Consider the following 23,346-nt stretch of genomic DNA (forward strand, 5'->3'; position numbering starts at 1 on the left):
ATGCCCAATACGCAAATTGAGGATAGATTTACGCATTTTGCGACGCGGGTATCGTGATAAATAACCTATATTAGCTTATCAACAGCCCGATAGCTGGGCAATCCATACCATAAAGAGAAGTTTAAGTACCCAACGCCCGTAATTTTAACGATTCCTAATCACCCACGACAATGGATTGTCTTGATGAACGTATTCTCCGCAAAGTGATCCAGGGCGATCAGGCTGCGTTTGCGGAGTTATATAAGTACTACCGGACGCCCGCCCTTCGCTTCTGCACGACCCTTCTGAAAGATGAAGAAGAGGCCGAGAACATGATTCACGAAGTATTTATCAAGCTCTGGGATCGTCGGACGCAAATCAACCCAACCCTGAATTTTACCTCCTATTTATTCACCTGCCTGCGCAACATGACGTTCGACCACCTGAAGAAGATGGAGAAAAATAACCAGCTCAAGCAGGTGTATCTGGAGAAAATGGCGGCTGCGCGTGAGGAGGAAGTGGAAGACAAGGAAGTTAAATTCCAGCTGCTGTACAGTGCCGTCAGTTTACTGTCTGAAAAGCGAAAGCAGATTTTGTACCTCAATATTGAAGAAGGCAAGTCCTACCAGGAAATTGCTGAGATGCTGATGATCTCCAAGAATACCGTCAAAAACCAACTGGTAAAAGCAAAACAATTCCTGCGGGAAAAAGTCGATATGGCCACCTTGTAACTTGTACTAACCCTGACCCTGTTTCCCTTTTCGAACGCCATTCTGGCCCTGTGTCAGAATGGCGTTTACGTTATAAGCCTGCGCAAAAATCTTTTCATTTTTTTATAAAAATAGTTCACTGAACAATAGCCTTATAAATAGATGGGACAGTATTATAGTCAGCTTACCAAACTCAACTGGAATGGTACGGTCCCGCGCCGAATATTTGATTAACAGGCTAATCAGCAACACCTTGTCCGAGAAAGAACTGGACGAGTTGTTGGAAGGATTAGGTAAGGATGAGGTGCTGAATGAATACTCACCGATTCTTGAACGCTATTTCAATGAATTAATTGAAGAAGAAAAACCGACTTATAACCCAGAATGGCGAATTAACCGGGCCGGTGAAATGACTTCGGCCAAGCCGCTATCACCGGCCCGACGGTTTCAAAAATTTTACACCGACTACCGCCGGATGGCGGCTTTTGTTGCGCTGCTGTTTAGCCTCGGTACGGCTTATTATTTCGTTTCCAGCAACCAAATAAACCGGCTTCAGACGCTGCTTGAGTCCGCGCAGGGCAATCAGTCCAAAACCGGTATTATTACAAAAGAAGAAATCGCTCCGCGCGGAATCCGCAGGAATGTACAGCTCAGTGACGGGAGTCTGGTGAAGCTTAATTCGGATACCAAAATGAGCTTTCCCCATACGTTTAACGGGCAAAAGCGGACGGTATCGCTCCAGGGCGAAGCGTTTTTTAATGTGGAGCGCGACGAGTCAAAACCCTTTATCATATCGCTCGAAGGCGTTACGATTAAAGTGCTCGGCACTTCGTTTAACGTCAAGAATTATACCGACGAGCAAGCAGTTGAAGTAACCGTCCGATCGGGGCGGGTTAGCGTGAGCCTGGAATCGGATTCCAGCGAATCCATAATTCTCGAAAAGAACCAGAAACTGATCTTCAATAAAAACACCGATACGTTCAACATAATCGATGTTAATGCGGAACAGGAAAGCAGCTGGATAAACGGATCACTGCAATTTAATAAAACACCCCTGCGCACGGTAGAAAACACGCTTGAAAAGTGGTATAACGTTGACATTATAATCAAGGACGAATCGCTTTACAAGGCTTCCTTAACGGGTACGCACTTAAACGAAAGTCTTGTATCCATGCTCGAATCAATTACCTATGCAATTGACGCTCAGTACGAAATAAAAGGACGGACAGTTACTATAGGAAATTAACAAATTCTTAAACGACAAAACGATGAAAGCGATCGCTAACACCTCGTAATTTGATGTGGAAAGTAGATGAATGACCGTATAAAATCCAACCTATCTACGAATACAATTCCCTCTTTACATCGCTTATGAACTCAAATTTTATCTTCCACCGAATGCTAAGGCACCTCTTCGCGGTAGCATTACTCGCGGGGATTTGCTGCTCCGCTGCCTGGGCCGATCGACCGGAAATCGATCTGGAAAATGTCAAAATAAACCTCTCCCAAGAGGAAGGCAAAATCAGCACGATTATTCACAAAATCACCAAGATTACCGGGTACGTTTTTCTTTACGAAGACAACCTCAAAACCGATCTTGACAAACGCGTTCGCATTGAGAATGGAACAACTCTACAAACCGTTTTAAACAGCATCTCACAGCAATCGGCGCTGGAATTCAAAGCCGTTAACAAAAACATTGTCATCCGAAAAAAGGGCGGTTCGGGCCTCGAGCCCGGCGACGCAAAGCAAACCCGTAAAGTGAGCGGACGCGTCACTTCGAAAACCGACGGTGCGGCCATGCCCGGAGTAAACGTCGTCCTGAAAGGAACCCAGACGGGTGCGAATACCGACGGCGACGGTCGGTATTCAATCGACGTGAGCGGCTCCAACCCAGTACTGGTTTTTTCGTACATCGGTTTCGAAACCCAGGAGCTGACGGTGGGCAACCGCAGCACCATTGATCTGGTGCTGACTGAAAGCGCCGAAACCCTGCAGGAAGCCGTGGTGACGGCCCTCGGGATCAAACGGGAAAAACGGGCGCTGGGTTACGCGGTGGGTGAAGTGAAAGGCGACGCCATCACGAATGTTGCGCAGGAAAACGTCATGAATTCGCTGGCAGCCCGCGTACCGGGGGTAGCCATCAACCAGACCAGTGGAGCCGGTTCGTCCATCAGCGTGGTGATCCGGGGAGCCAAATCGCTGACGGGCGACAACCAGCCGCTGTTTGTAATCGACGGCGTGCCGGTGGCCAATGCCCTCAACAACGTCCGGTCGATGGGCGACCGTAACAACGTCGACTACGGGAACGCCATTTCCGACCTGAACCCCGAAGACATCGAAAGCATTTCGGTGCTGAAAGGACCCAGCGCGGCCGCTCTTTACGGATCGCGGGCCGGTAATGGGGTTATTCTGGTGACGACCAAAAAAGGAGTGAAAGGCCGGGGCGTCGGGATTACGTTTTCAACCAGCAACGTATTTGAGCGTCCCTTCCGCTACCTGGATTTTCATTACAAATACGCCAACGGCGACCGCAACAACCGGCTGGACGAAAGCTCGGCGTACTGGGGTGGCCCGGCCTTGGATGTGGGCAACACCGCCGTTCAGTGGAACAGCCCGGTGGGACCCGACGGCAACAAGATTGCAACGCCCCTGGTCTCCTACAAAGACAACATGAAGAACTTTCTGGAAACCGGTATCACCTCGACCAACAACATCGCGCTGGCGGGGTCGGGCGATAAAACGACCTACCGGATTTCGTTCAACAACATGACCAACAAAGGGCTGATTCCAAATTCAGACCTGTTTCGCAACTCGCTGGCGTCGGCCGTAACGTTCGACATCAGCAAAAATTTCAAGCTGAACACGAACCTGAACTTCGTCCGCTCGAAATCCAACAACCGTCCATCAACCGCCAACCGGGGGGCCAACCCACTGGAAGCGGTTTACCTGTATCCGCACGTCGACGTTCGTGAACTGAAAGACTACTGGATTCCGGGTAGCGAGCAAATCCAGCAGCGGGCTCCGTCGACCAACGGCGACAACCCGTACTTCCTGGCCTACGGCATCAACAACGGCTTTGTCCGCGACCGGATTTTCGGGAACATTAAGCTGGACTGGAACATCAACTCCGAACTGTCGGCGTACGTGCGGGGCTCCCTCGACAATTTTGCGGAAGAACGGGAAACCAAAATTCCCTGGAGCTATTCGCGGGTGAAAAACGGGGGTTATTACCTCCAGGATCTGGCCCGCACGGAAACCAACGTAGACGCAATGGTGACCTACCGGAAGAAAATCAACGATTTCGACTGGAGTGTTTCCGGCGGGGGTAACGTCATGTCGCAGAACTACCGTGACTCGTACATGGGCGGTTCAACACTGACGATTCCGGGTCTGTACCGCATTGCCAACGTTCCGAACACGGCTTTGACGTTCAACAACGGCACTTATCAGAAAGCTATTTACAGCTTGTTGGGAACGGCCAACCTGGGTTACAAAGATCAGGTTTACCTGGATTTGACGGCCCGCAACGACTGGTCGAGCACGCTGCCAGCCGCCAACCGTTCGTACTTCTACCCCTCGGTTTCGCTGAGCTGGCTGGCCAACTACACGTTCAATCTGCCGCAGCAAATCTCCCTGCTGAAACTCCGGGCCAACTGGGCGCAGGTGGGTAACGATACCGACCCCTACCGGCTGGTTCCGGCGCTGGGAACTGGTCAGTGGGGCAGCCTGATCACGACCAACGTATCGGGTACGCTGCTGAACCCGCAGCTGAAACCGGAAATTCAGACTTCTTCCGAGTTTGGGGTTGAACTGAACCTGTTCAGCAACCGGATCCGGTTAGACGCTACCTACTACAACGCCGAAAACCGGAACCAGATTCTGACCGTCACCACGCCAAGCTCGTCGGGTTTTGGCAGCAAGCTGATCAACGCCGGATCGCTGGTGAGCAAAGGCTGGGAAATTGCCCTCGGCGGAACGCCCATCAAGGACGCCAACGGCTGGAATCTCGACCTGAACCTAAACTTCACCCGCAACCGCACCACCATCAAGGAACTGGCGCCGGGCATCGATTTCTACCAGTTGTGGGACGACAACAACGGGGGAGCCTTCACGTTCGTAGGGGAAGAAATCGGGAACATTTACAGCCGCGGCTTTGCTTACGTTGAAGATCCGAACTCGCCCTATTACCGCTGGCCAATTCTGAGCAATAACGGCGAATGGATCTCGATCAACGACCGGGACAAGCGGGTAAAAGTCGGCAACTTCAACCCCAAATTCATGATGGGGATGCAGGCTTCGCTTTCCTACAAACGGTTTACGCTGAACGCCAGCTTCGACTGGCGCAACGGGGGTAACTTCCAGTCGTACACCTACCGCTACGGCGAATCCGACTGGCGGTCGCAACGCCAGCTGGACAACCTGATTCCGGGCGGTCTGTATTCAGCCGCCGACCTGGCGGCCATGCTCAAGTCGGACCCTGAAAAATACATTATTCCGCAAAACGGCAACTTCCCCCGGGTGGGTGGCCATACGCAGGAAACGGGCGGTATGAGCTTCGACTCCAACGGCGACGGTGTGCTGGAGTACGACGGCGGCTTTATTCCGGGTGTGATTCAGAACGCCGACGGTTCGTACACCGAGCACCTGGGCGGCCCCGGCACGAAAGTTTACCCCATCACCGACACGTATCCCTGGAGCTACAACCAGCAGATCACCTTTGATGCCTCGTTTGTTAAACTGCGGGAAATCTCGTTTGGGTACACCATTCCGAAACTGTGGGGCCTGCGCAATGCCAACATTGCCGTTTACAGCCGGAACATCATTCTCTGGACAGCCTCCAAAATTGGCATCGACCCCGAGCGCGCCTTTCAGGCCGATGGTGGCCGGTTCCGCCAGGGCATCGAGTTGCAGAACGTGATGCCCTGGACGATTCCTGTTGGCTTTAAATTAGGGTTCAGCCTGTAATCGTTAGATATCTGAAAAGCATTTTTTATGAAACGACTCACTTTATTTTCTAAAGCCGTTTTCGTGCTGGCGATGGTTGTGCTCTCGTCCTGCGACGATAAACTCACCGAGTTGAACGAAAACCCCAACGTGGTTGATCCGGCGTCGGCCAACCCGAATATGCTCATGCCGACGGTCATGAGCCAGGCCGCCAAAAACTACCTCGATCTGGGGTACGGCGACATCGCGGGCGTTGTGCAGCACACGCAGAAAGACGGCTGGTTCAGCGCCCACAACAGCTACGACTGGTCGCCCAGAGACTGGAGTAGCTATTATGACCTCCTGCGCAACAACGATTTCCTGTATAAACGGGCCGTCGCCCTCGATTACAAGTTCCACCAGGGAGTAGCCCTGACCATGCGGGCCTTTCTGTTTGGAAACATCACGGATATGTGGGGCGATGCCCCCTACACCGACGCGCTGAAAGGCGATGTTTCCAACGACTACGTTACGCCCAAATACGACAGCCAGGAAGTTATTTACAAAGGGATTATTGAAGACCTGAAAGCCGCTTCGACGCTGTTTGCCGCCGGGGACGCAACGGGTTACCGGACGGGCTACGACGTGTACTACAACGGCGACCCGGCCAAGTGGCAGAAGTTTGCCAACTCCCTCCTGCTGCGGTACTACATGCGCCTGTCGGGCAAACTCCCCGATGTGGCCAAAGCCGGTATCGAAAGCATTTATTCGTCGGGCGTTTACCTCAAATCGGCCAGTGAAGATGCCGTGATGGATTACATCGGCAGCAAGCAGGACGACTCCTGGCCCGGAGCCGTGCAGTGGGAATCCGACCCGTCGGAATACCGTCGTCGCAAACCGGCTAAATTATTGATGGACAAACTGCTGACCAACGGCGACCCCCGGCTGAAAGTCTGGTTTGCGCCCGTCTATGTTCAGTGGGTAGCCGATCCGACCCTGGCGACGCCGGTTGATCAGTTTATCCGGAAAAACGGCGTAATTCAAACTGGAACCGTTTCCCTGACGGATGCCCAGTTTCTGACCGAAACCAAAGCGGGCAACAAATTCACGCGGCACTTCAACCCGAACACGTTCACCGTAGCGGTCGACACCCGCGAGTACGTGGGCGTTCCCGCCGGTCTGATCGACCCCAGCTCGTACAATTACAACCCGACTCCGGGCCAGGTGGTACAGAACCAGCACGTCTCTCAACTGGCCGAGGTATTCCGCGGCAGCAAAGGCGGTTTGCTGAAAGCCCGTCTGATTTCAGCCGCCGAAGTAAGCTTCATTCTGGCCGAAGCGGCTCAGAAAGGCTGGGCCGCCGGGGATGCCAAAACGCACTACGAAGCCGGAATCAAGAACTCGCTGGAAACCTGGGGGGTAGCCGATCAATTCGCTACCTACAGCCAGAAAGAAGGCGTGAAATTTAACAACACGCAAGCGCAGATTCTGGAGCAGAAGTGGATTGCCAGCTGGACAGCCGCCACCGAAGCCTGGATGGATTACCGTCGCACGGGCTTACCAACCTTCCAGGCCGGTCCGGCTTCACCCGAAAACGCACTGCCCCTCCGGTTTATCTACGGCGATAACGAAACCAATTACAACAACGCCAACTCGATTAGCGCCCTTAGCAGACTGGAAGAAAACACGCACACGAAAATTCGGGGCAAAAACAGCCAGTGGGCTAAACCCTGGATCGTTCAGGGCACCGGCAAACCCTGGTAAACTGACTACCTGCGGTCTATTGATACGAAACAGCGTAAAAAAGGGTGGGCGAAAATCCACCCTTTTTTACGCAAATTATTTATATTTTAGCACCATATCTTCATAATCCACCACGTATCTGTTTTTCTGATTGCTGTAAACCTGCATTTTAAACCCTCTTTTCAGAAAACGATGAATCAACCTTTAATTTGCCCGCAAAGGCTTCGGTGTTTGCTGGTCGGCCTATGGCTGCTGGTGCTCAGTGTTTCTTCCGCCGGGGCGCAGTCTGGTCGCCGGGTAACCGGAACCATCCGGCTTGGCACCGACAACTCCCCCATTCCCGGTGTCAACGTACTGATCAAAGGCACCCAGACCGGTACCACCTCCGATCAAAACGGTCGGTACATGCTGGATGTCAGCGGAGCCAATCCGGTGCTGGTGTACTCCTACATCGGCTACCAAACCGAGGAAGTGCCCGTGGGTAACCGTACCGTCCTTGACGTTACCCTGACCGAAAGCGCCGAAACCCTGCAGGAAGCCGTGGTGACGGCCCTCGGGATCAAACGCGAGGAACGTTCTCTCGGTTATTCGGTTGGCAAAATTGAGGGCAAAGACCTGACCCGCGTGGTGCAGGAAAACGTACTCAACGGCCTGGCCGGGCGGGTGGCTGGGGTCACCATCAGCGCTACGGGTGGTACGGGTTCGTCGGTCAGCATGGTCATCCGCGGGGCCAAATCGCTCAGCAACGATAACCAGCCGCTGTTTGTGGTCGATGGCGTTCCGATTGCCAATACGCTTAACAACGTCAGCCAGGTCGGTACCGACAACCGGGTGGATTACGGCAATGCGATCTCCGGCCTGAACCCCGACGACATCGAAACTATTTCCATCCTGAAAGGTCCGAGTGCAGCCGCGCTCTACGGAACCCGGGCCGGTAACGGCGTGGTGCTGATCACCACCAAAAGCGGTTCCAAAGTGAAACGACTAACGGTGAACGTTAGCTCCAATACGGTTTTTGATCAGCCCTACAAGTTCCTCAACTGGCAGACCGGCTTTGGCTCGGGTCAGTTTTCGGCCATCCCTACTTCGGTCAGCAACAACCCGCTGACCAACCCGTTTGGCAAACTGATTCAGGAGGAAATTGGCGCTACCTACGGAGCAGCCCTGGACAAAGGGTACGAGGAAGTGCAGTGGAACAGCCCGCTGGATGCCAACGGCAAACCGATTCCGCTGCCGCTGGTGTCCCACAAAAACAACGTCCGGAATTTCGTACGGACCGGGATTACCTCCACCAACGGGATTTCCATCGCCAACAACACCGACCAGATCACCTACCGGATTTCGTACTCGAACATGCAGAACCGGGGGATTATTCCAAACACTGACCTTTTCAAAAACACCCTGAACCTGAGTACCTCGCTCAAGGTAAACGACAAACTCCGGCTCAGCACCAACCTCGACATCAGCCGCAACAACTCCAACAACCGGCCCGCCGGAAACCGGGGGGGCAACCCGCTGCAAGCCGCCTACAATACCTCGCCCCACATCGACATCCGGGATATGCGGGATTACTGGATGCCCGGCCAGGAAGGCTTGCAGCAGCGCACCCAGTACAACGGAGTTTACAACAACGCCTACTTTCTGGCAAACGAAATCAACAACAGCTTCACGCGCGACCGGATTTTCGGCAACCTGCGCGCCGACTGGCAGCTTACCAAGGATTTCAGTTTCATGGGGCGGTATTCGCTCGACACCTACCAGGAACAGCGCGAAACCAAAATTGCCAACAGCTACGTCAACGATCCGCGCGGAGCCTACGGTCTGATCAACATTGGCTCGTTTGAAAGCAATGCCGACTTTCTGGCCACCTACAAAAAAGACATCGGCGGCTTTGGCCTGTCGGTTTCGGGGGGTGGGAATTACCGTTACCAAACCGGCTCGAACCTTATGAATGCCACCCGCAACGGCACCGGCCTGATTGTTCCGGGCATTTTCACCATTCAGAACATTGCCCCCGCCAACCTCGACTACAACAGCACCAAATTTTACCGGGGTATTTACAGCCTGTACGGTCTGGCTAACCTGAGCTTCAAAGACATGGTGTACCTCGATCTGACGGCCCGCAACGACTGGTCGAGCACGCTGCCGGTCAATAACCGGTCGTACTTCTACCCGTCGGCGTCGCTGAGTGTTTTGCTGAACGAAATTCTGCCGGTTTCCAACACCATCAGTTTGCTGAAGCTGCGGGGCGGCATCGCGCAGGTGGGCAACGACGCCAATCCGTACATGCTGCTCAGTACGCTGACCAACGCCGGAACCTGGGACGGTATTCCGCGTCTGAACGTGCCGGGAACGCTCCTGCTCTCGGATTTGAAACCGGAAATTGCCACCTCTTCGGAATTTGGCGTTGACCTGAATTTGTTTCGAAACCGGCTGCGGGCCAGTGCTACCTACTACGTTTCCGAGAACCGGAACCAGATCCTGAGCACCAAACTACCGCCCTCTTCGGGGTATACGACCAAAAACATCAACGCGGGTTTGCTCGTCAGCCGGGGTATTGAACTGACGCTTGGCGGCACCCCCATCGAGAAAAACGGCTGGCGGCTGGATGTAAACGCCAACCTGACCCGCAACCGCACCACCATCGAAAAGCTCTCCGACGACCTCCCCTACTTCACCCTCTGGACCGACGCCAAGGGCGGAGCCTGGACGTACGTGGGCGACGAAATCGGCGATATTTACGACGCCAAGGTGGTGACGGTGGAAGACAAAAATTCGCCCTACTTTGGCTACCCAATTCTGGACCAGACCGGTAAATGGCAGTACATTGACGCCATTGATACGAAGAATAAAATCGGCAATTTCAACCCCCGGTTTCTGCTCGGCCTGCAAACCTCGCTGACGTACCGGGGTTTCAGCCTGAACATGACCTTCGACTGGCGGAACGGCGGAGATTTTGTGTCGCAAACATACCGCTACGGGGAAGAAGATGGCCGGTCGCAACTGTTTTACGACAAGCTCATTAACCCCAACGGCCTGACTGGCGACGCCCTGCGTAATTATCTGGTGGAAAATCAGGACAAACTCATTCAGATTAGCGGCAACAACTTCCCGGTGGTGGGCGGCCCCACGCCCGAGTACGGCAGCTTTCCGTTTAAATACGGCCCCTACACGCTGCCCCACGGCGGGGTTTTCATTCCGGGCGTGATTGCCACCGGCTACGACGAAACCGGTGAGCCTACGGGGTACAAGGAAAATCTGGGTGGCCCCGGCACGATGATGCTGCCCTTCGCCGGAGCAACCACCTGGTCGTTTACGCGGGCCAACCTGTTCGATGCGTCGTTCCTCAAACTGCGCGAAGTATCGCTGGGCTATGACCTGCCGCAGGGCCTCGTCAAACGGATGGGCTTGCAAAATGCGAACGTGTCGGTCTACAGCCGAAACATCATTCTGTGGACGGCGGCCAAAATCGGCATCGACCCCGAAATGGCCTTCCAGGTCGAATCGGGTGTGCAGGGGTCCGGCATTCAGTTCAAACAGGGTATCGAGCGGTATAACGTCCTGCCCTGGGTCATTCCGGTGGGTTTCCGGCTTGGTTTAACGTTTTAATCGATCTTCATCCTCATGAAATTGATATCTTTTCCCTTTTTAAGTCTCGTTGTTGGCCTGATCCTGACGGTATCTTCCTGTAAGAACCTGGCGGATCTGAACGTGAACCCCAACGGGGTCAATCCGGCCACGGCCCACCCCAATCTGGTGCTTTCGACGGTGTTGACCGAAACCGGCAGAGCGTTTGTCAACCTGGGGTATCAGGATATTGCCGGGGTGATGCAGCACACGCAGAAAGACGGCTGGAGTGGCGCCCACAACGATTACGAATGGGGCGGCAGCCAGAGCTGGAGCGAATACTACGACATCCTGCGCAACAACCAGTACGTTTATGACCGCGCCGTAGCGCTGGACTTCGAACTCCACCAGGGCATTGCGCTGGTCATGAAATCCATGCTTTTCGGCCTGATTACCGACCTCTGGGGGGATGCGCCCTACAGCCAGGCCCTGAAGGGCGAGTTGGGCGGGGCCGAAAACACCTTCCCGGTTTTCGATACGCAGGAAGCCATCTACACGGGTATTCTGGCCGATCTGGAAAAGGCCAACACCCTGTTGTCGAAACCCAAAAGCGCCTACAACAGCACCGCCGAAGCCGCTGACGTTTACTACAAAGGCGATCCGGGCAAATGGCGCAAACTGGCCAACTCACTGGCGTTACGGTATTACATGCGGATTTCGTCGAAAAAGCCCGACGTGGCCAAAGCCGGTATTGAAAAAATCGTGGCCAATGCCGCTCAGTATCCAATCATAACCGCTTCGGCCGACGATGCCGCCATGCCGTTTGCGGGCAACAGCAACGCCGATTCTTGGCCCGCCAATACCACCTACGACGCCACCGAAAGCAACTACCGCCGACTCAAAATGGCCGACACCTTCGTCAAAGCCCTGCTGGCGATCAACGACCCGCGGCTGACGGTCTGGGCCAATAAAGTTCAGATTCCGCTGGTGGTCGATGCGACGCTTCCGGCCAAAACCGACAAAATTGTGGACGGAAAACGGTACCTCTCGCCCGACCAGGTGGCCGGAAAGGAAGTCAATACCGATCCTAATTATGTGGGTCTACCCACGGCCATCGTGGGCGGATCGACCTACAACCTGAGCCAGACCGGCGAACAGGCCGCCAAAAATCCGCACGTTTCCTGGCTGAACGACATCTACCGGGCCGCCAAAGGGCCGCTTCTGAAAGCCCGGCTGCTGGCGGCATCGGAGGTGAATTTTATTCTGGCTGAAGCAGCTCAGAAAGGCTGGGCCGCCGGGGACGCCAAAGCCCGGTACGAAGCCGGCATCAAAAACTCGCTCGAAACCTGGGGCGTTGACGGTGCCTATGCCGCTTACATCGCTCAGAAAGGGGTAGCTTTTAACGGTACCCAGCAGCAGATCATCGAGCAAAAATGGATTGCCAGCTGGACAGCCGCTACCGAAGCCTGGTTTGACTACCGCCGGACGGGTTTCCCGCAACTGGCCGCGGGGCCAAACGCCAAACGGAAGGTACTGCCCGTGCGGTTTTACTACATGCTCGACGAACGTAACCTCAACAAAGCCAACGCCGACGCGGCCCTGAACCGGCTGGAGCAGACTCCCTTCTCGGAAGCCGACGGCAAAAACAGCGCCTGGTCGAAACCGTGGGTATTGCAGGGTACGGCCAAACCGTGGTAAGTGTTGATCGCAATGAAAAAGACGTTTCTGCTGGTATTTCTGCTGGGGGCCGTAACGGTTTTCGCCCGCGCCCAGCCGCTGCGGGCGGGGGCAGCCCGGCGGGTGATAACCCCCAATCCGTTGCTGCCCGTTTCCGGCGGTATCGGCACGCCCAAAAAGGTGACCGAGCAAAAGGGCGATCTCTTTGTCCGGGCGTTTGTGCTGGAAAAAGGGCCGACGCGGATCGCCATTGTGAGCGTCGATAACCTGGGTTGGCCCTCGGTCCTGGGCGATAAATCGCGGGCGCTGATCAGAAGTATTCCCCCGAAAAACGTGCTGATCGGTGCGACGCACACCCACAGCGGACCCGACGCCTACGGTTTCCCAGACCAGTCGGGTCACGCGCGTGCTGACCTGGCATATCTGGAAAAATGCGTGAAGCAGGTTGCTGAAACCGTGGAAGAAGCCGTGGCGAACCTCCAACCAGCCGGGCTGAAAATAGCTGTCGGAGAGGCCAAGGGCAAGATTGCGTTTAACTATTACGCCGAGGAATTGTACGACCCGCGCTGCGGGGTAATTCAGGCGCTGACGGTGTCGGGTCAACCAATTGTTACGCTGGTCAACTACGCCATTCACCCCGAGGTTATCGGCCCGGATCGCGGCATTCTGAGCCCGGATTTATGCGGACCGCTGTACGCTAAGATTGAAGCCAAAACCGGCGGGATGGCAATTTTTATGAACGGCGCCCAGGGCGGCATGGTCACGGCGGATGTCCGGCGACCGGGCGGCAAGGAAGAGAATACCTGGGAGGAATGCATCCGAATTGGTGAGTTGCTGGGCGAGGAAGCCTTGCGAATCGTGGGGCCGGCGCCGGTGCTGACAAATCCGTCACTCTACTGCACGGCCCGTAAAGTGGAATTCCCGGTGGAGTCGGAGGTCATGAAATACATCATTAAAAACTCACCGCTTGGGTATAAGCTCAGCGAGACCAACACCGTCTCGACCCAGCTGAATCTGCTGAACATCGGTCCGGCCCAGATTCTAACGATTCCCGGCGAGGCCCTGCCCAATATCGGTTATTACCTCAAGCGACACATGAACACCCCGTTGCCGTTCCTGTTCGGCCTGACCAACGATGCCTTTGGTTACCTGCTGACCAAAGTTGATTTTAACAGTTTCAAACGGTATGAATACATCAGCCGGACCAGTCTGGGAGAAATAGCCGGCGAGCGGTACATTGATCAGGCGCTAAAACTGGTGGTCGAAAGTCCCAAAGCCGCCCCCTGATCCAATCCAAAAGCCCGAAGGGCCTGACTCCGGATAACCCCGAGAATAACCCCGGGGCAGGGACCAGGGACAGTGGCAGGGATCAGCTTCATAGCCCGGTACCGGTCCACCCAACATCACCCATAAAACCAACACCATGCAAAAACGACTCTTAACCCCTTTTCTGCTGCTTATCAGCCTGTCCTTTGGCGCGTTCGATTCTCCGAAAAGGGAGCCCGTTACGCCGGAAACCGCACTGCAGAGTTACCTGAACAACGGCGATAAAACCTTTCGGTGGGAAGTGAAAGAAACCTTCGAAGCCGGTCCGGCCAAAGGTTACCACCTGCTGCTGACCTCGCAGAAATGGCGCGAGCACACCTGGCGGCACCAACTGACGGTACTGGTGCCGAACGAAAACCAGTACGACGGCGCGTTGCTGTTCATCACCGGCGGCTCCAACAAGAGCGAACAGCCGAACTGGAATGGCGGCTCCGACGACAAGGTGTTGCAGGGTCTGGCCGGGATTGCGGTTAAAAACAAAGCCATTGTTTCGATTCTCCGGCAAACGCCCAATCAGCCCCTTTACAACAACCTGACCGAAGACGCGCTGATTTCTTTCACGCTCCACAACTTCAAAAAAGACCACGATTACACCTGGCCGCTGCTGTTTCCGATGGTTAAAAGTGCGGTCCGGGCGATGGATGCCGTGCAGGAGTTTTCGAAGCAGACGCTGAAACGGGACATCAACCGGTTTGTGGTTTCGGGGGCTTCCAAACGCGGCTGGACCACCTGGCTGACCGGGGCCAAGGACAAACGCGTAACGGCCATTGCTCCGATGGTGATCGATATTCTGAACATGCCCGTCAACCTTGATTACCAGATCAAGTCCTGGAACAAATACAGCGTGGAAATCGAAGATTACGTCAATCTGGGCATTCCGCAGACGGCCCGCACCCCGGACGGCAACGCCATCACCCAGATGGTGGACCCCTACTCCTACCGGAAAAAGCTGACCATGCCCAAGATGATTTTCATGGGCACCAACGACCCGTACTGGACCGTAGACGCGATCAAAAACTACTACGACGACATTCCCGGTGAGAACCTGATTCATTACGTGCCCAACACCGGACACAACTTGGGTGACGGCAAACAGGCGTTCGAAGGATTGAGCGCGTTTTTTGGCATGACGATGGCAAAAAAGCCGTACCCGGTGTGCAAGTGGGAGGCTTCCGGCACCAAAACCGGCGTCCGGCTGACCATCCAAACCACGGCCAATGCGCTGGTCGATGCCGTGGTCTGGTCGGCGGATTCGGAAGACCGGATTTTCCAGGACGAAAAATGGGCGGGCAAAAGCCTGGGCGTTAAAGGACAGTCCAAAGTAGAAATCACGCAGCCCTACCCCACGTCCGGCTACCGGGCTTTTTACGTCGATCTGAAATACAAAGACCCCAACGGCGGGGAATATACGGAGAGCACCCGCATGTTTCTGACCGACAACGACGAAGTTTTTCTCAAACAAAGTTCCATTTAACGGCCGATGATGCCGCCCCGGCTAGTTCTGCCGGGGCGGTCGAAAGCCTTATTACCCACCGATGAAGTTCACCCTTACCCTGCCCCTCTTAGTTTCCGGTTTATTTTTCTCCTGCCAAAAGGAATCACAACCCGCCGACAACACCGTAAAAGCCGTAATGGACGGAGCCGTCACCCGGCTTTACCAAACGCTCCAACCCGAACAACTTGACACCATCAGCCAGGCGTATGTGCTCCAGTTTTTGACCGAACCCGAGAAGAAAGTCCTGGCCACGCAGTATATAACCTTCGAGGTAGACCAACCCGTTACGGTGTCAATCATGCGTCATCAGGACCAGAAAATTCCGCCCTTCTGGCTGAAAACCAGCGGCTTTAAAAAGACGAAACTCGTCGTCAAAAACGAAGAATACACCTACGAAGTGTGGCAGAAACCGTTCGAGGCCGGCAACGTGGAGCTGGGAATCAACGGCTTCGACAAACACCGACCCGTTTATTTCATCAGCGTCGGCCCGCAGAAACCGGGCAACCCAGTAACGATCACCAACGTTTTTCCGGCGGATCAAACGCTGGCGATACTGCGGCTGGGCGCGTTCACTTACCACGACTGGAGTGACCTTACCCTGACCGACGTGCCGGCGTCGCTGCGCGGCCAAACCCTGTTTCAGACCATTCGGGGCCGGGCGCGGGAAGCACACCTGATTGGGGCTTTTCGCAAAACCAGCACCCCCGCTACGGCCCAGCCCGACCAGGTTCTGCAAACGTGGAGCGGTGACGCGGCCACCACCCGCGATATTCAATGGCGAACGGCGGCAACGGTTTCTGACGGCCTGGTGCAGTATTGGCCGCTGGGCACAACGGACACCCTGTCGGCCACGGCTTCGGTTTTCAAGATGGAAGACCGGCTGTTGCAGAATGACCGGTATGCAAACCGGTTCACAGCCAAGCTCACCGGACTCAAAGCCGGAAGTACGTACGGGTACCGGGTTGGCTCGAAAACCGGCTGGTCGAAAACCGCAACGTTTAAAACGCAGGCGGCCGCACCGGAGGGCTTTTCGTTTATCTGGTTTGGCGACACGCACAAGTCGCCGGACTGGGGCGCAATGGCCCAACAAACCGTCCGCCGACATCCCGAAATTGCCTTTTACTCCATCGCGGGCGATCTGGTCAGCACGGGTTTGCACCGCGACGAATGGGACGAACTCTGGCAGTACTCGGGCGGTATTTTCGCGCAGAAACCGCTGATGCCCATTCCCGGTAACCACGACAGCCAGGACGGGCTGGGCGCGGGGATGTACCGGGAGATGTTCAGCCTGCCGAAAAACGGACCGAAAACGGCGGACGTTCCGGCCGAGCAAACGTACGCCTTTACGTACCAGAATGCCCTGTTTCTAATGATCGACGCCACCTCGCCCATCGAAGCGCAAACCGCCTGGATCCAGGAGCAGCTTGCCAATTCCAAAGCCGACTGGAAGTTTGCCTTTTTCCATTTTCCGCCCTACAACTTCGAGGAAGATTACGCCGATATTCGCCGGCAGTGGGGCCGCCTGTTCGATCAGTACCACGTCGATATGGTCATGAGCGGCCACGTTCACTACTACCTCCGCACCAAACCTATGTTGGCCGAAAAACCGGTTTCGTCGCCGTTGAAGGGAACGATTTACACCATCTCAATCGGGATTCCGAGCCACCACGAGGACTGGCCCGACGAACCCTACGCGCAGGTTCGTTACAACGACGGACCGTTTTATCAGCACCTGAAAATCGACGGCAAAAAGCTAGTTTACACGGTTTACGACAAAGATAGCCGGGTGAAGGATGCGTTAACCATTACTAAGTAATCCTGATGCGATCTTACTTTCTGCTTTTGTTCTGGGCGGTGTTTCAACTTCCGGCGTTTGCCCAAACCGCCATTTCGGCCCACCGGGGTTCATCGCTCGTAGCCCCGGAAAACACGCTGGCGACGTTCCGGACGGTTTTGCAATGGCCGGTCAGTTACCTCGAAATCGACGTTCGAACCACCCGGGACGGGCAATTAGTCATTCTGCACGACGGCAATCTGGACCGCACCACGAACGGTTCGGGGCCGGTTCAGAACCGGACGCTGGCCGAGCTGAAACAACTTTCGGCGGGCAAAGGCTTCGGCGAATCGTTCAACGAAGAGCGGATTCCGACGCTGAAGGAAGTGGGGCGGCTGCTGCGCGACTGGAATCAAACGAGCACCCGGAAAGTTCATCTTTACGTCGATTGTAAGGCCGTGCAACCCCAGAAGCTGGTTGATGAACTGGCTGAACTGAATCTGCTGGACGATGCCGTTTTTTACGGTTCCGACGCCTTTCTGATGGCGCTAAAGCAGGCGTTTCCCCGGGCGAAACTCATGCCCTCGCTGCGGAGCGCCGACGAGATGACCGCCAAGGTTCAGCAGTTGCAGCCCTACGCGTTTGACGTCCGCTGGCCCTCGCTGACGGCCGAACTGATCCAGCGAATTCACGCCCACGGGATTCGGGTGTTTTCCGACGCGCTGGACTTTTTCGAAACACCGGAACACTACCGGAAAGCCGCCCAAATGGGCGTGGATGTAATCCAGACGGATTTTGTGGAGCGGGTGAGTCAGGCGCTGAAAAAATAGTAAGCAACGTGTTACCTTGCCTCCCTTATGCCAAATACCGTCATCGATAAATTAGCCTGGATTGAGTTGAAAGGCAAATCCATCCTTTCCACAAAGACGTATGGGAAGGACAAGTATTACATTCCGGGCGGCAAACGGGAAGTCGGCGAAACGGATGAACAGGCTCTGTTTCGTGAAATCAACGAAGAGCTGACGGTCGAAATAGACGTAGCCACGCTCAAACCCATGGGCATTTTCCGCGCTCAGGCCCACGGACACCCGGCGGGCGTTTTGGTACAAATGACCTGTTACTCGGCCGACTACAGCGGGCAGCTGAAAGCCAATGCCGAAATTGAGGAAATCCGGTGGCTGACCTACGCAGATAAAGACCGTGTTTCGGAGGTTGATCAGGTAATCTTTGACTATCTAAAGCAAAGAAACTTACTAGGCTAGGGCCCTGCTGTCAACAATGGCCGCACAGTTGGCCGAACCTGAACAGTAGCGGCCAAACAAAAAATTAAAGTCCTTTTAAACTGCATGGAACCAGCGCTCAGGCCCTTCTGGAATCGTTTTTTTCGATTCGATCAAACGTTCGGGTTCGTATTGCTTCTGATGGTCTGCGTGCCCCGGTTCCTGATCGTTCTGCGCGCCAACAGCACCGGCAGTTACGGTTCCTTATCCTTGATCATGGTGATCTCGGCGCTGCTGCCCTTCGTTTTTTTAACAAAAACCGGAAGAAGAAAGGCCGGAATTTCCAGACCGAAGCGGTATTCCTGGCTGCTTTATGGGTTCCTGATCGGTATTTTGTTCAGCCTGCTTCTCTATTTTCTGGGCGATTTACTTTATGAAAACACGCCCAGCAATTGGTACCGCTACATTGGAAGAACCTACAAAATACCGCACCCGCTTACGCCGGAAGACAAACTGATTTACTTTTCCATTTTTGCCGCGACCGGTATGCTTTTCAGTCCCGTTGGCGAAGAGTTGTTCTTCAGGGGTATTGTTCACGCAAGTCTGGCAACCTCTCTGGGCGAAACCAGAGCCTCTTTCGTTGACAGCTGGGCTTTCGCCCTGACCCATATTTCGCATTTTGGTTTGGTGTATCTGTCCGGTGCGTGGCAATTCCTGCCAGTCCCCGCGTTTTTGTGGGTCGTTGCGATGTACGCCGTAAGCCGTTTATTCTTCCTATGCCGCCAGCACGCCGGTTCGATTCTGGGGGCAATCAGCTGCCACGCGGGTTTCAACCTGGGAATGACCTATAGCATTTTCTATCTCTTATGAACGGGCTCCGGAAAGCGGTAGTGCCGGGTCAGACGCCCAGCGGCAACTCCAGGTAAAAGGTGGTGCCCACGCCTTCTGTGCTTTCATACCAGAGTTTTCCGTTTTGTGCTTCGGCGTATTCCTTGCAGAGAAAAAGGCCCAGACCCACGCCCTTTTCCTTGTTGGTACCGTACGTTGGCTGCGCTTTGAGCGAAAATATGCGGCTCTTTTCCTCGTCCGGGATTCCCAAACCGGTGTCTTTTACCGTGATCAGGCAGGTCTTTTCCAGCCGGGTCGTCTCAACGGTAATGGAACCGCCCGTGGGCGTAAACTTGATGGCATTTCCCACCAGGTTGCGGACGATTAACTGAAGCATGGCGTGATCGGCCAGCACATGGAGCGTCAGATCAACCCGAAAATCCTGCCGGATCGCTTTGTTGTCCAGTAAAGGCTTAAAAATCGCCATGATGGGTTGCAGGCAACTGGAGACGTTCACCATCGTCAGCGAAACTTTGGTGCCGCTCATCTGCGTGGTCGACCAGGACAACAGATTGTACAGCATTTCCTGCGTGTAATTAACCCCGTCCATCAGCTGCGTTTCAATCATTTTACGGTCGTCGGCCTCCAGTTCAATTTCTTTCAGCACCTCCAGGTAATGTTGAACCGACGCCAACGGCGACTGTAAATCGTGTGAAACAATGGAAAACAGCTTGTTTTTCTCCTCGTTCAGCCGTTCCAGCACCACCGACCGCTCCTCCACGCGTTTTCGCTCCCGTTTGTAGGCCCGGGTAAAAAAGAGGGTTCCGAAATAGAGGAAAACAACCGTAACGAGGTAGGTCAAGGCCAGATCCAGGGTGTGCGTCAGGCGGTCCTGGTGCTTCTCAACAATCAACTCCGGGTGCAGGTATTCGACCGTTAAAAGCCCCAGCACCACCAACATGTTGAAGGCGACCCAAAACAACGAATGCCGGGCAGGTGCGGTAATCAGGAGCAGAAACAGGGTAATTGAAAAGCTGAGCAGCGAGGACCCGACCATGCCGGCGCTGTAAAAATAATTGACGCTAAACAGCACCATGAGTACGCACCCCGCTAGCGTCAGGGCAAGGACAAATTTGCTTCGAATCCGGGTGAGGTAGTAAATATAGAAACCGGTCAGAAAAAGCGCCAGACAGATCCATCCGGTTTCGGGAAGCCCCATCACGAAGCTAGAAACGACGTTGAAGGCCATCACCAGGATGGTCAGCAGGCAGACGGAATGAAAAATGCGTTCTTCGAGCGCAAACTCATCCGGACTTCCAATAAGCTTACGAAACGTTGATTGAACGGTTTTCAAACTAAACTCTTTGTCTCCTTTGTGTGCACACAAAGATATAAACAAAATGTAACCAGTTCAGCGCGTTTTGACAACCGTCCAATCAAATTACTTCGTTTTTATGACCGGCGTTTGGCCGGGCGGGGCCGGTACACAAACCAGCCGATGACCACCAGCGGGATGCCCAGCGTCAGCCAGGAAACAAAATCCAGCAGACCGTCGCCCACCAGGGCGGCAATCAACCCAACCAGACTCAGGATAGCCAGGATGATGGGAACGGTCCAGACGCGCCAGAAACTACGATTCATACCCCTTCTCCTTTCTGCTCACTGAGCGTTAAGATTTCGGATTCTTCCACGTTCCGGCTGCTTTTGGTCCGGCTAGCCTGTTCCATCCGGGCCAGTTGCGCTTTTGTGGCTTTGTTGCGGGCAAACCAAAGATACAACCCGCTGGCGAGCACCACAATGGTGATGATGTCGAAGATTGCCCAGATGATTTTCAGGGGGAGCCCGCCGTAATCGCCGAAGTGCAGCGGCTGCGAAAGAAACAGCGCGTTGACGTACCACGGCATTTCCCGCATGTCGGTCAGCTTCCCGGTTTTGGCATCCACCAGCGCGGGGCGCACCAGCCGCTCGGTCAGGGGCGTTTTGCCTTTCACAAAAATGGCGTAGTGGTGTTTGCTGCTAAACGGCGTTCCCGGATAAGCCGCCAGGTACGGCTCCATACCCGAATCGGCTTTCCGGGCTATTCGGAATGCCTGATCCAGCGAACTGAGCTGGCCGGTCAGCGGAGCCGCCTTTTTGTAGGGCGCCGTCATTTCGGAGAGCTGGCCCATCTGCCACAATCCGAGCACCACTTCCGACAAGGTGTTGATCACGCCCGTAAAACCAACAACCGTGGCCCAGGCAATCGTGACCACGCCGAGCAGATTGTGCAAATCGAGCCATTTCAACCGCGTCGATTTTTCAGTGCGAATCATCCCGAAATCAAACCGTTTCATGATCGGGCCGTACAGCATCAATCCCGAAACGATGGCAATCACGAACAGGATGCCCATCAACCCGAGGAACAGCTTGCCGCCAATGCCCATGAACATATCGACGTGCAGTTGCAGCATCACGTACATGAAGCCCTCCTGGTAGTTCGGTTCCTCCAGAATCTTCGCCGTCCGCTCGTCGAGAATCACGGTTTTAAAGTTGTCCGGTGGCGCATCAATGGAGTCCGACAGACTCAGCGCAACGGTATTCGGCTGGTGTTCATCCCAGTACAGATACCGGATCACTTTCGCAGGGTTGGCCTTCAGACCCGTTTCCACCAACTTGTCCAGACTGGCCCTGGGCGTGTTGGCGGGCAGGTCGGGGGCCAGTTGTTTGCCTTCCAGTTCTTCAATTTCCTCGTGGAAGATCAGCGGCAGCCCCGTCAGGCAGAGCATCAGAAGGAACGCCGTGCAGATCAGGCTGGTCCATTTGTGAATCTGGAACCAGGTTTTGACACTTTTCGTCGTACTCATGGCGATCAAGTTAAGAATTTACTGGATTCATTCGCTTACGGCAACTTGGCAAATCCCCAGGTGAAGCCTTCGTGCGGATTGTTGAACACCTGCGTGGCCTTGGTGACGTCCAGCACGTAATAGCCGTCGACTTTCTGCGCTTTGTTCTTAACCCAAAAATAGATTTTTCCGTCGATTTCGGTAATGGCCTGCTCGTTGGCGAAGCTGTAGTGGTGCTGCGGCATGCCTTCGATTTTGGTTTTCTGCATCGTTGTCATGTCCACCACGTAATAATCCCAGATGATGGATTGCAGGTTGCTGTAGTCGGCCTTTAACGGTTCCGACGGGAATTCCAGGTAGATTTTCCCGCCTTTCACCAGCGCCGTAGAAATGGCTGTCGATGCCTGGAATTCCGTTCCTTTCAGCTTCCAGGTGCGGTCAAAGTCGGTTTCGCCTTTCTTAATCCGGATGATGGCGGCATTGGTAAAACCGTCGGCCAGGCCCGAGCTGTAAAGATACAAAGCGCCGTCGTCGCCCATCGTCCACATTTTGTTCCCCGACGAACCCCAGCCAATGCCTTTCTGGCCGTCGTATTTGATGGTCTTCTCCAGCTTGTCGGTCGCCATGTCGATCACGGCAAACTCCACATAATTATACAGGTCGTCGCCAAATCCCTGCTGCGCTTTGGTGCCGTATGAAATGCCCGCGTACAACTTACCATCCTTGGCCGCCAGGGTGTGCTTGCCGATGGCCTGGTATTCCACGCCCGCCTTCTGCAACGATGACAGGTCGATTTCGCCCGTGCGCTGCATGGTGGTCGGATTGAATTTTTGCAGTTTCAACGTGCCCCGTGTTTCGTCAAGGTAAAAGCCGCTGGTTTCGGAAACCACCAGAAACTGCGTCGCTCCGGCAATGAATCCATCGTCTTTGATGCTCCCGTCGTCGGTTACCGTAAACTTCTGTAAGCCCACCTCGCCTGCCGCGTTGGCCCGGTTGAACAACCATTTCCCAAATGTCCGAAAGCCGAAGGACTGCTTGAGTTGCAGCGATTTGGGCTGAATATCCGTGATGGTTCCGGTTGGCATTCCCTTAAAAGCCGTCAGGTAGCCCGGCGCCTGAAATTGCACCACATCCGTCATCAGCACGTAATTGGCTTCATTGCTGGACGGCGGAGTCGGCTCATCGGTGTTGTTATTGGAGCAACCCGACAAGAAAGCGAGGGTCAGGCCGGAAAGGGCAAGTTGGACAAAGACTTTTTTCATGATAGATGGGTATTATT

At 54.5% G+C, this 23,346-nt stretch carries 16 protein-coding genes; 12 read left to right on the forward strand and 4 right to left on the reverse strand.

The annotated features are described in order from the left end of the window. Positions 1 to 170: 170 nt before the first annotated feature. The 12 genes from OQ371_RS25090 to OQ371_RS25145 all read left to right on the forward strand — a co-directional run bounded on the left by OQ371_RS25090 (position 171) and on the right by OQ371_RS25145 (position 19,287). Positions 171 to 710 (forward strand): RNA polymerase sigma factor, encoded by a 540-nt coding sequence (locus OQ371_RS25090; protein WP_265991199.1) that lies wholly within the window; start codon positions 171 to 173, stop codon positions 708 to 710. Between the two features lie 181 nt (positions 711 to 891). Continuing rightward, on the forward strand, positions 892 to 1,935 hold the full coding sequence (locus OQ371_RS25095; protein WP_265991200.1) for a FecR family protein: 1,044 nt from the start codon (positions 892 to 894) through the stop codon (positions 1,933 to 1,935). Positions 1,936 to 2,087: 152 nt separating this feature from the next. Then, positions 2,088 to 5,657, forward strand: coding sequence for a SusC/RagA family TonB-linked outer membrane protein (locus tag OQ371_RS25100; protein WP_265991201.1), 3,570 nt, complete (start codon positions 2,088 to 2,090; stop codon positions 5,655 to 5,657). 27 nt (positions 5,658 to 5,684) lie between these two features. Then, the gene (locus tag OQ371_RS25105) at positions 5,685 to 7,379 is read left to right on the forward strand and encodes a SusD/RagB family nutrient-binding outer membrane lipoprotein (protein WP_265991202.1); all 1,695 of its coding nucleotides are present in this window, start codon (positions 5,685 to 5,687) and stop codon (positions 7,377 to 7,379) included. A 171-nt stretch (positions 7,380 to 7,550) separates the two neighbouring features. Next, positions 7,551 to 10,967, forward strand: a complete 3,417-nt coding sequence (locus OQ371_RS25110) for a SusC/RagA family TonB-linked outer membrane protein (RefSeq protein ID WP_265991203.1) — start codon at positions 7,551 to 7,553, stop codon at positions 10,965 to 10,967. A gap of 15 nt (positions 10,968 to 10,982) precedes the next feature. Next, positions 10,983 to 12,623 (forward strand): SusD/RagB family nutrient-binding outer membrane lipoprotein, encoded by a 1,641-nt coding sequence (locus tag OQ371_RS25115; RefSeq protein ID WP_265991204.1) that lies wholly within the window; start codon positions 10,983 to 10,985, stop codon positions 12,621 to 12,623. Between the two features lie 12 nt (positions 12,624 to 12,635). After that, the gene (locus OQ371_RS25120) at positions 12,636 to 13,889 is read left to right on the forward strand and encodes a hypothetical protein (protein ID WP_265991205.1); all 1,254 of its coding nucleotides are present in this window, start codon (positions 12,636 to 12,638) and stop codon (positions 13,887 to 13,889) included. 136 nt (positions 13,890 to 14,025) lie between these two features. Continuing rightward, positions 14,026 to 15,402: a PhoPQ-activated pathogenicity-related family protein gene (locus OQ371_RS25125; protein ID WP_265991206.1), complete on the forward strand. Its 1,377-nt coding sequence runs from the start codon at positions 14,026 to 14,028 to the stop codon at positions 15,400 to 15,402. Between the two features lie 61 nt (positions 15,403 to 15,463). Then, complete coding sequence (locus tag OQ371_RS25130) at positions 15,464 to 17,239, forward strand: purple acid phosphatase family protein (protein WP_265991207.1); 1,776 nt, start codon at positions 15,464 to 15,466, stop codon at positions 17,237 to 17,239. A 5-nt stretch (positions 17,240 to 17,244) separates the two neighbouring features. Then, entirely contained in the window at positions 17,245 to 18,027 is a 783-nt protein-coding gene (locus OQ371_RS25135) for a glycerophosphodiester phosphodiesterase (protein WP_265991208.1), read from the forward strand. Between the two features lie 27 nt (positions 18,028 to 18,054). After that, a complete protein-coding gene (locus tag OQ371_RS25140) occupies positions 18,055 to 18,459 on the forward strand; it encodes an NUDIX hydrolase (protein ID WP_265991209.1) in 405 nt (134 codons plus the stop codon). A gap of 84 nt (positions 18,460 to 18,543) precedes the next feature. Beyond that, complete coding sequence (locus tag OQ371_RS25145; RefSeq protein WP_265991210.1) at positions 18,544 to 19,287, forward strand: CPBP family intramembrane glutamic endopeptidase; 744 nt, start codon at positions 18,544 to 18,546, stop codon at positions 19,285 to 19,287. A gap of 28 nt (positions 19,288 to 19,315) precedes the next feature. Here OQ371_RS25145 and OQ371_RS25150 read toward each other — a convergent pair whose 3' ends face one another. From OQ371_RS25150 to OQ371_RS25165, 4 genes are all read right to left on the reverse strand, one after another. Then, positions 19,316 to 20,599: a sensor histidine kinase gene (locus tag OQ371_RS25150; protein WP_265991211.1), complete on the reverse strand. Its 1,284-nt coding sequence runs from the start codon at positions 20,597 to 20,599 to the stop codon at positions 19,316 to 19,318. Between the two features lie 98 nt (positions 20,600 to 20,697). After that, complete coding sequence (locus tag OQ371_RS25155; RefSeq protein WP_265991213.1) at positions 20,698 to 20,886, reverse strand: hypothetical protein; 189 nt, start codon at positions 20,884 to 20,886, stop codon at positions 20,698 to 20,700. Beyond that, positions 20,883 to 22,088: a PepSY-associated TM helix domain-containing protein gene (locus tag OQ371_RS25160; protein ID WP_265991214.1), complete on the reverse strand. Its 1,206-nt coding sequence runs from the start codon at positions 22,086 to 22,088 to the stop codon at positions 20,883 to 20,885. Before OQ371_RS25160 ends, OQ371_RS25155 begins: the two co-directional genes overlap by 4 nt. 35 nt (positions 22,089 to 22,123) lie before the next feature. Next, on the reverse strand, positions 22,124 to 23,329 hold the full coding sequence (locus OQ371_RS25165) for a DUF4374 domain-containing protein (protein ID WP_265991216.1): 1,206 nt from the start codon (positions 23,327 to 23,329) through the stop codon (positions 22,124 to 22,126). Between the last annotated feature and the right edge of the window lie 17 nt (positions 23,330 to 23,346).

The organism is Larkinella insperata (assembly GCF_026248825.1).
GTDB lineage: Bacteria > Bacteroidota > Bacteroidia > Cytophagales > Spirosomataceae > Larkinella > Larkinella insperata.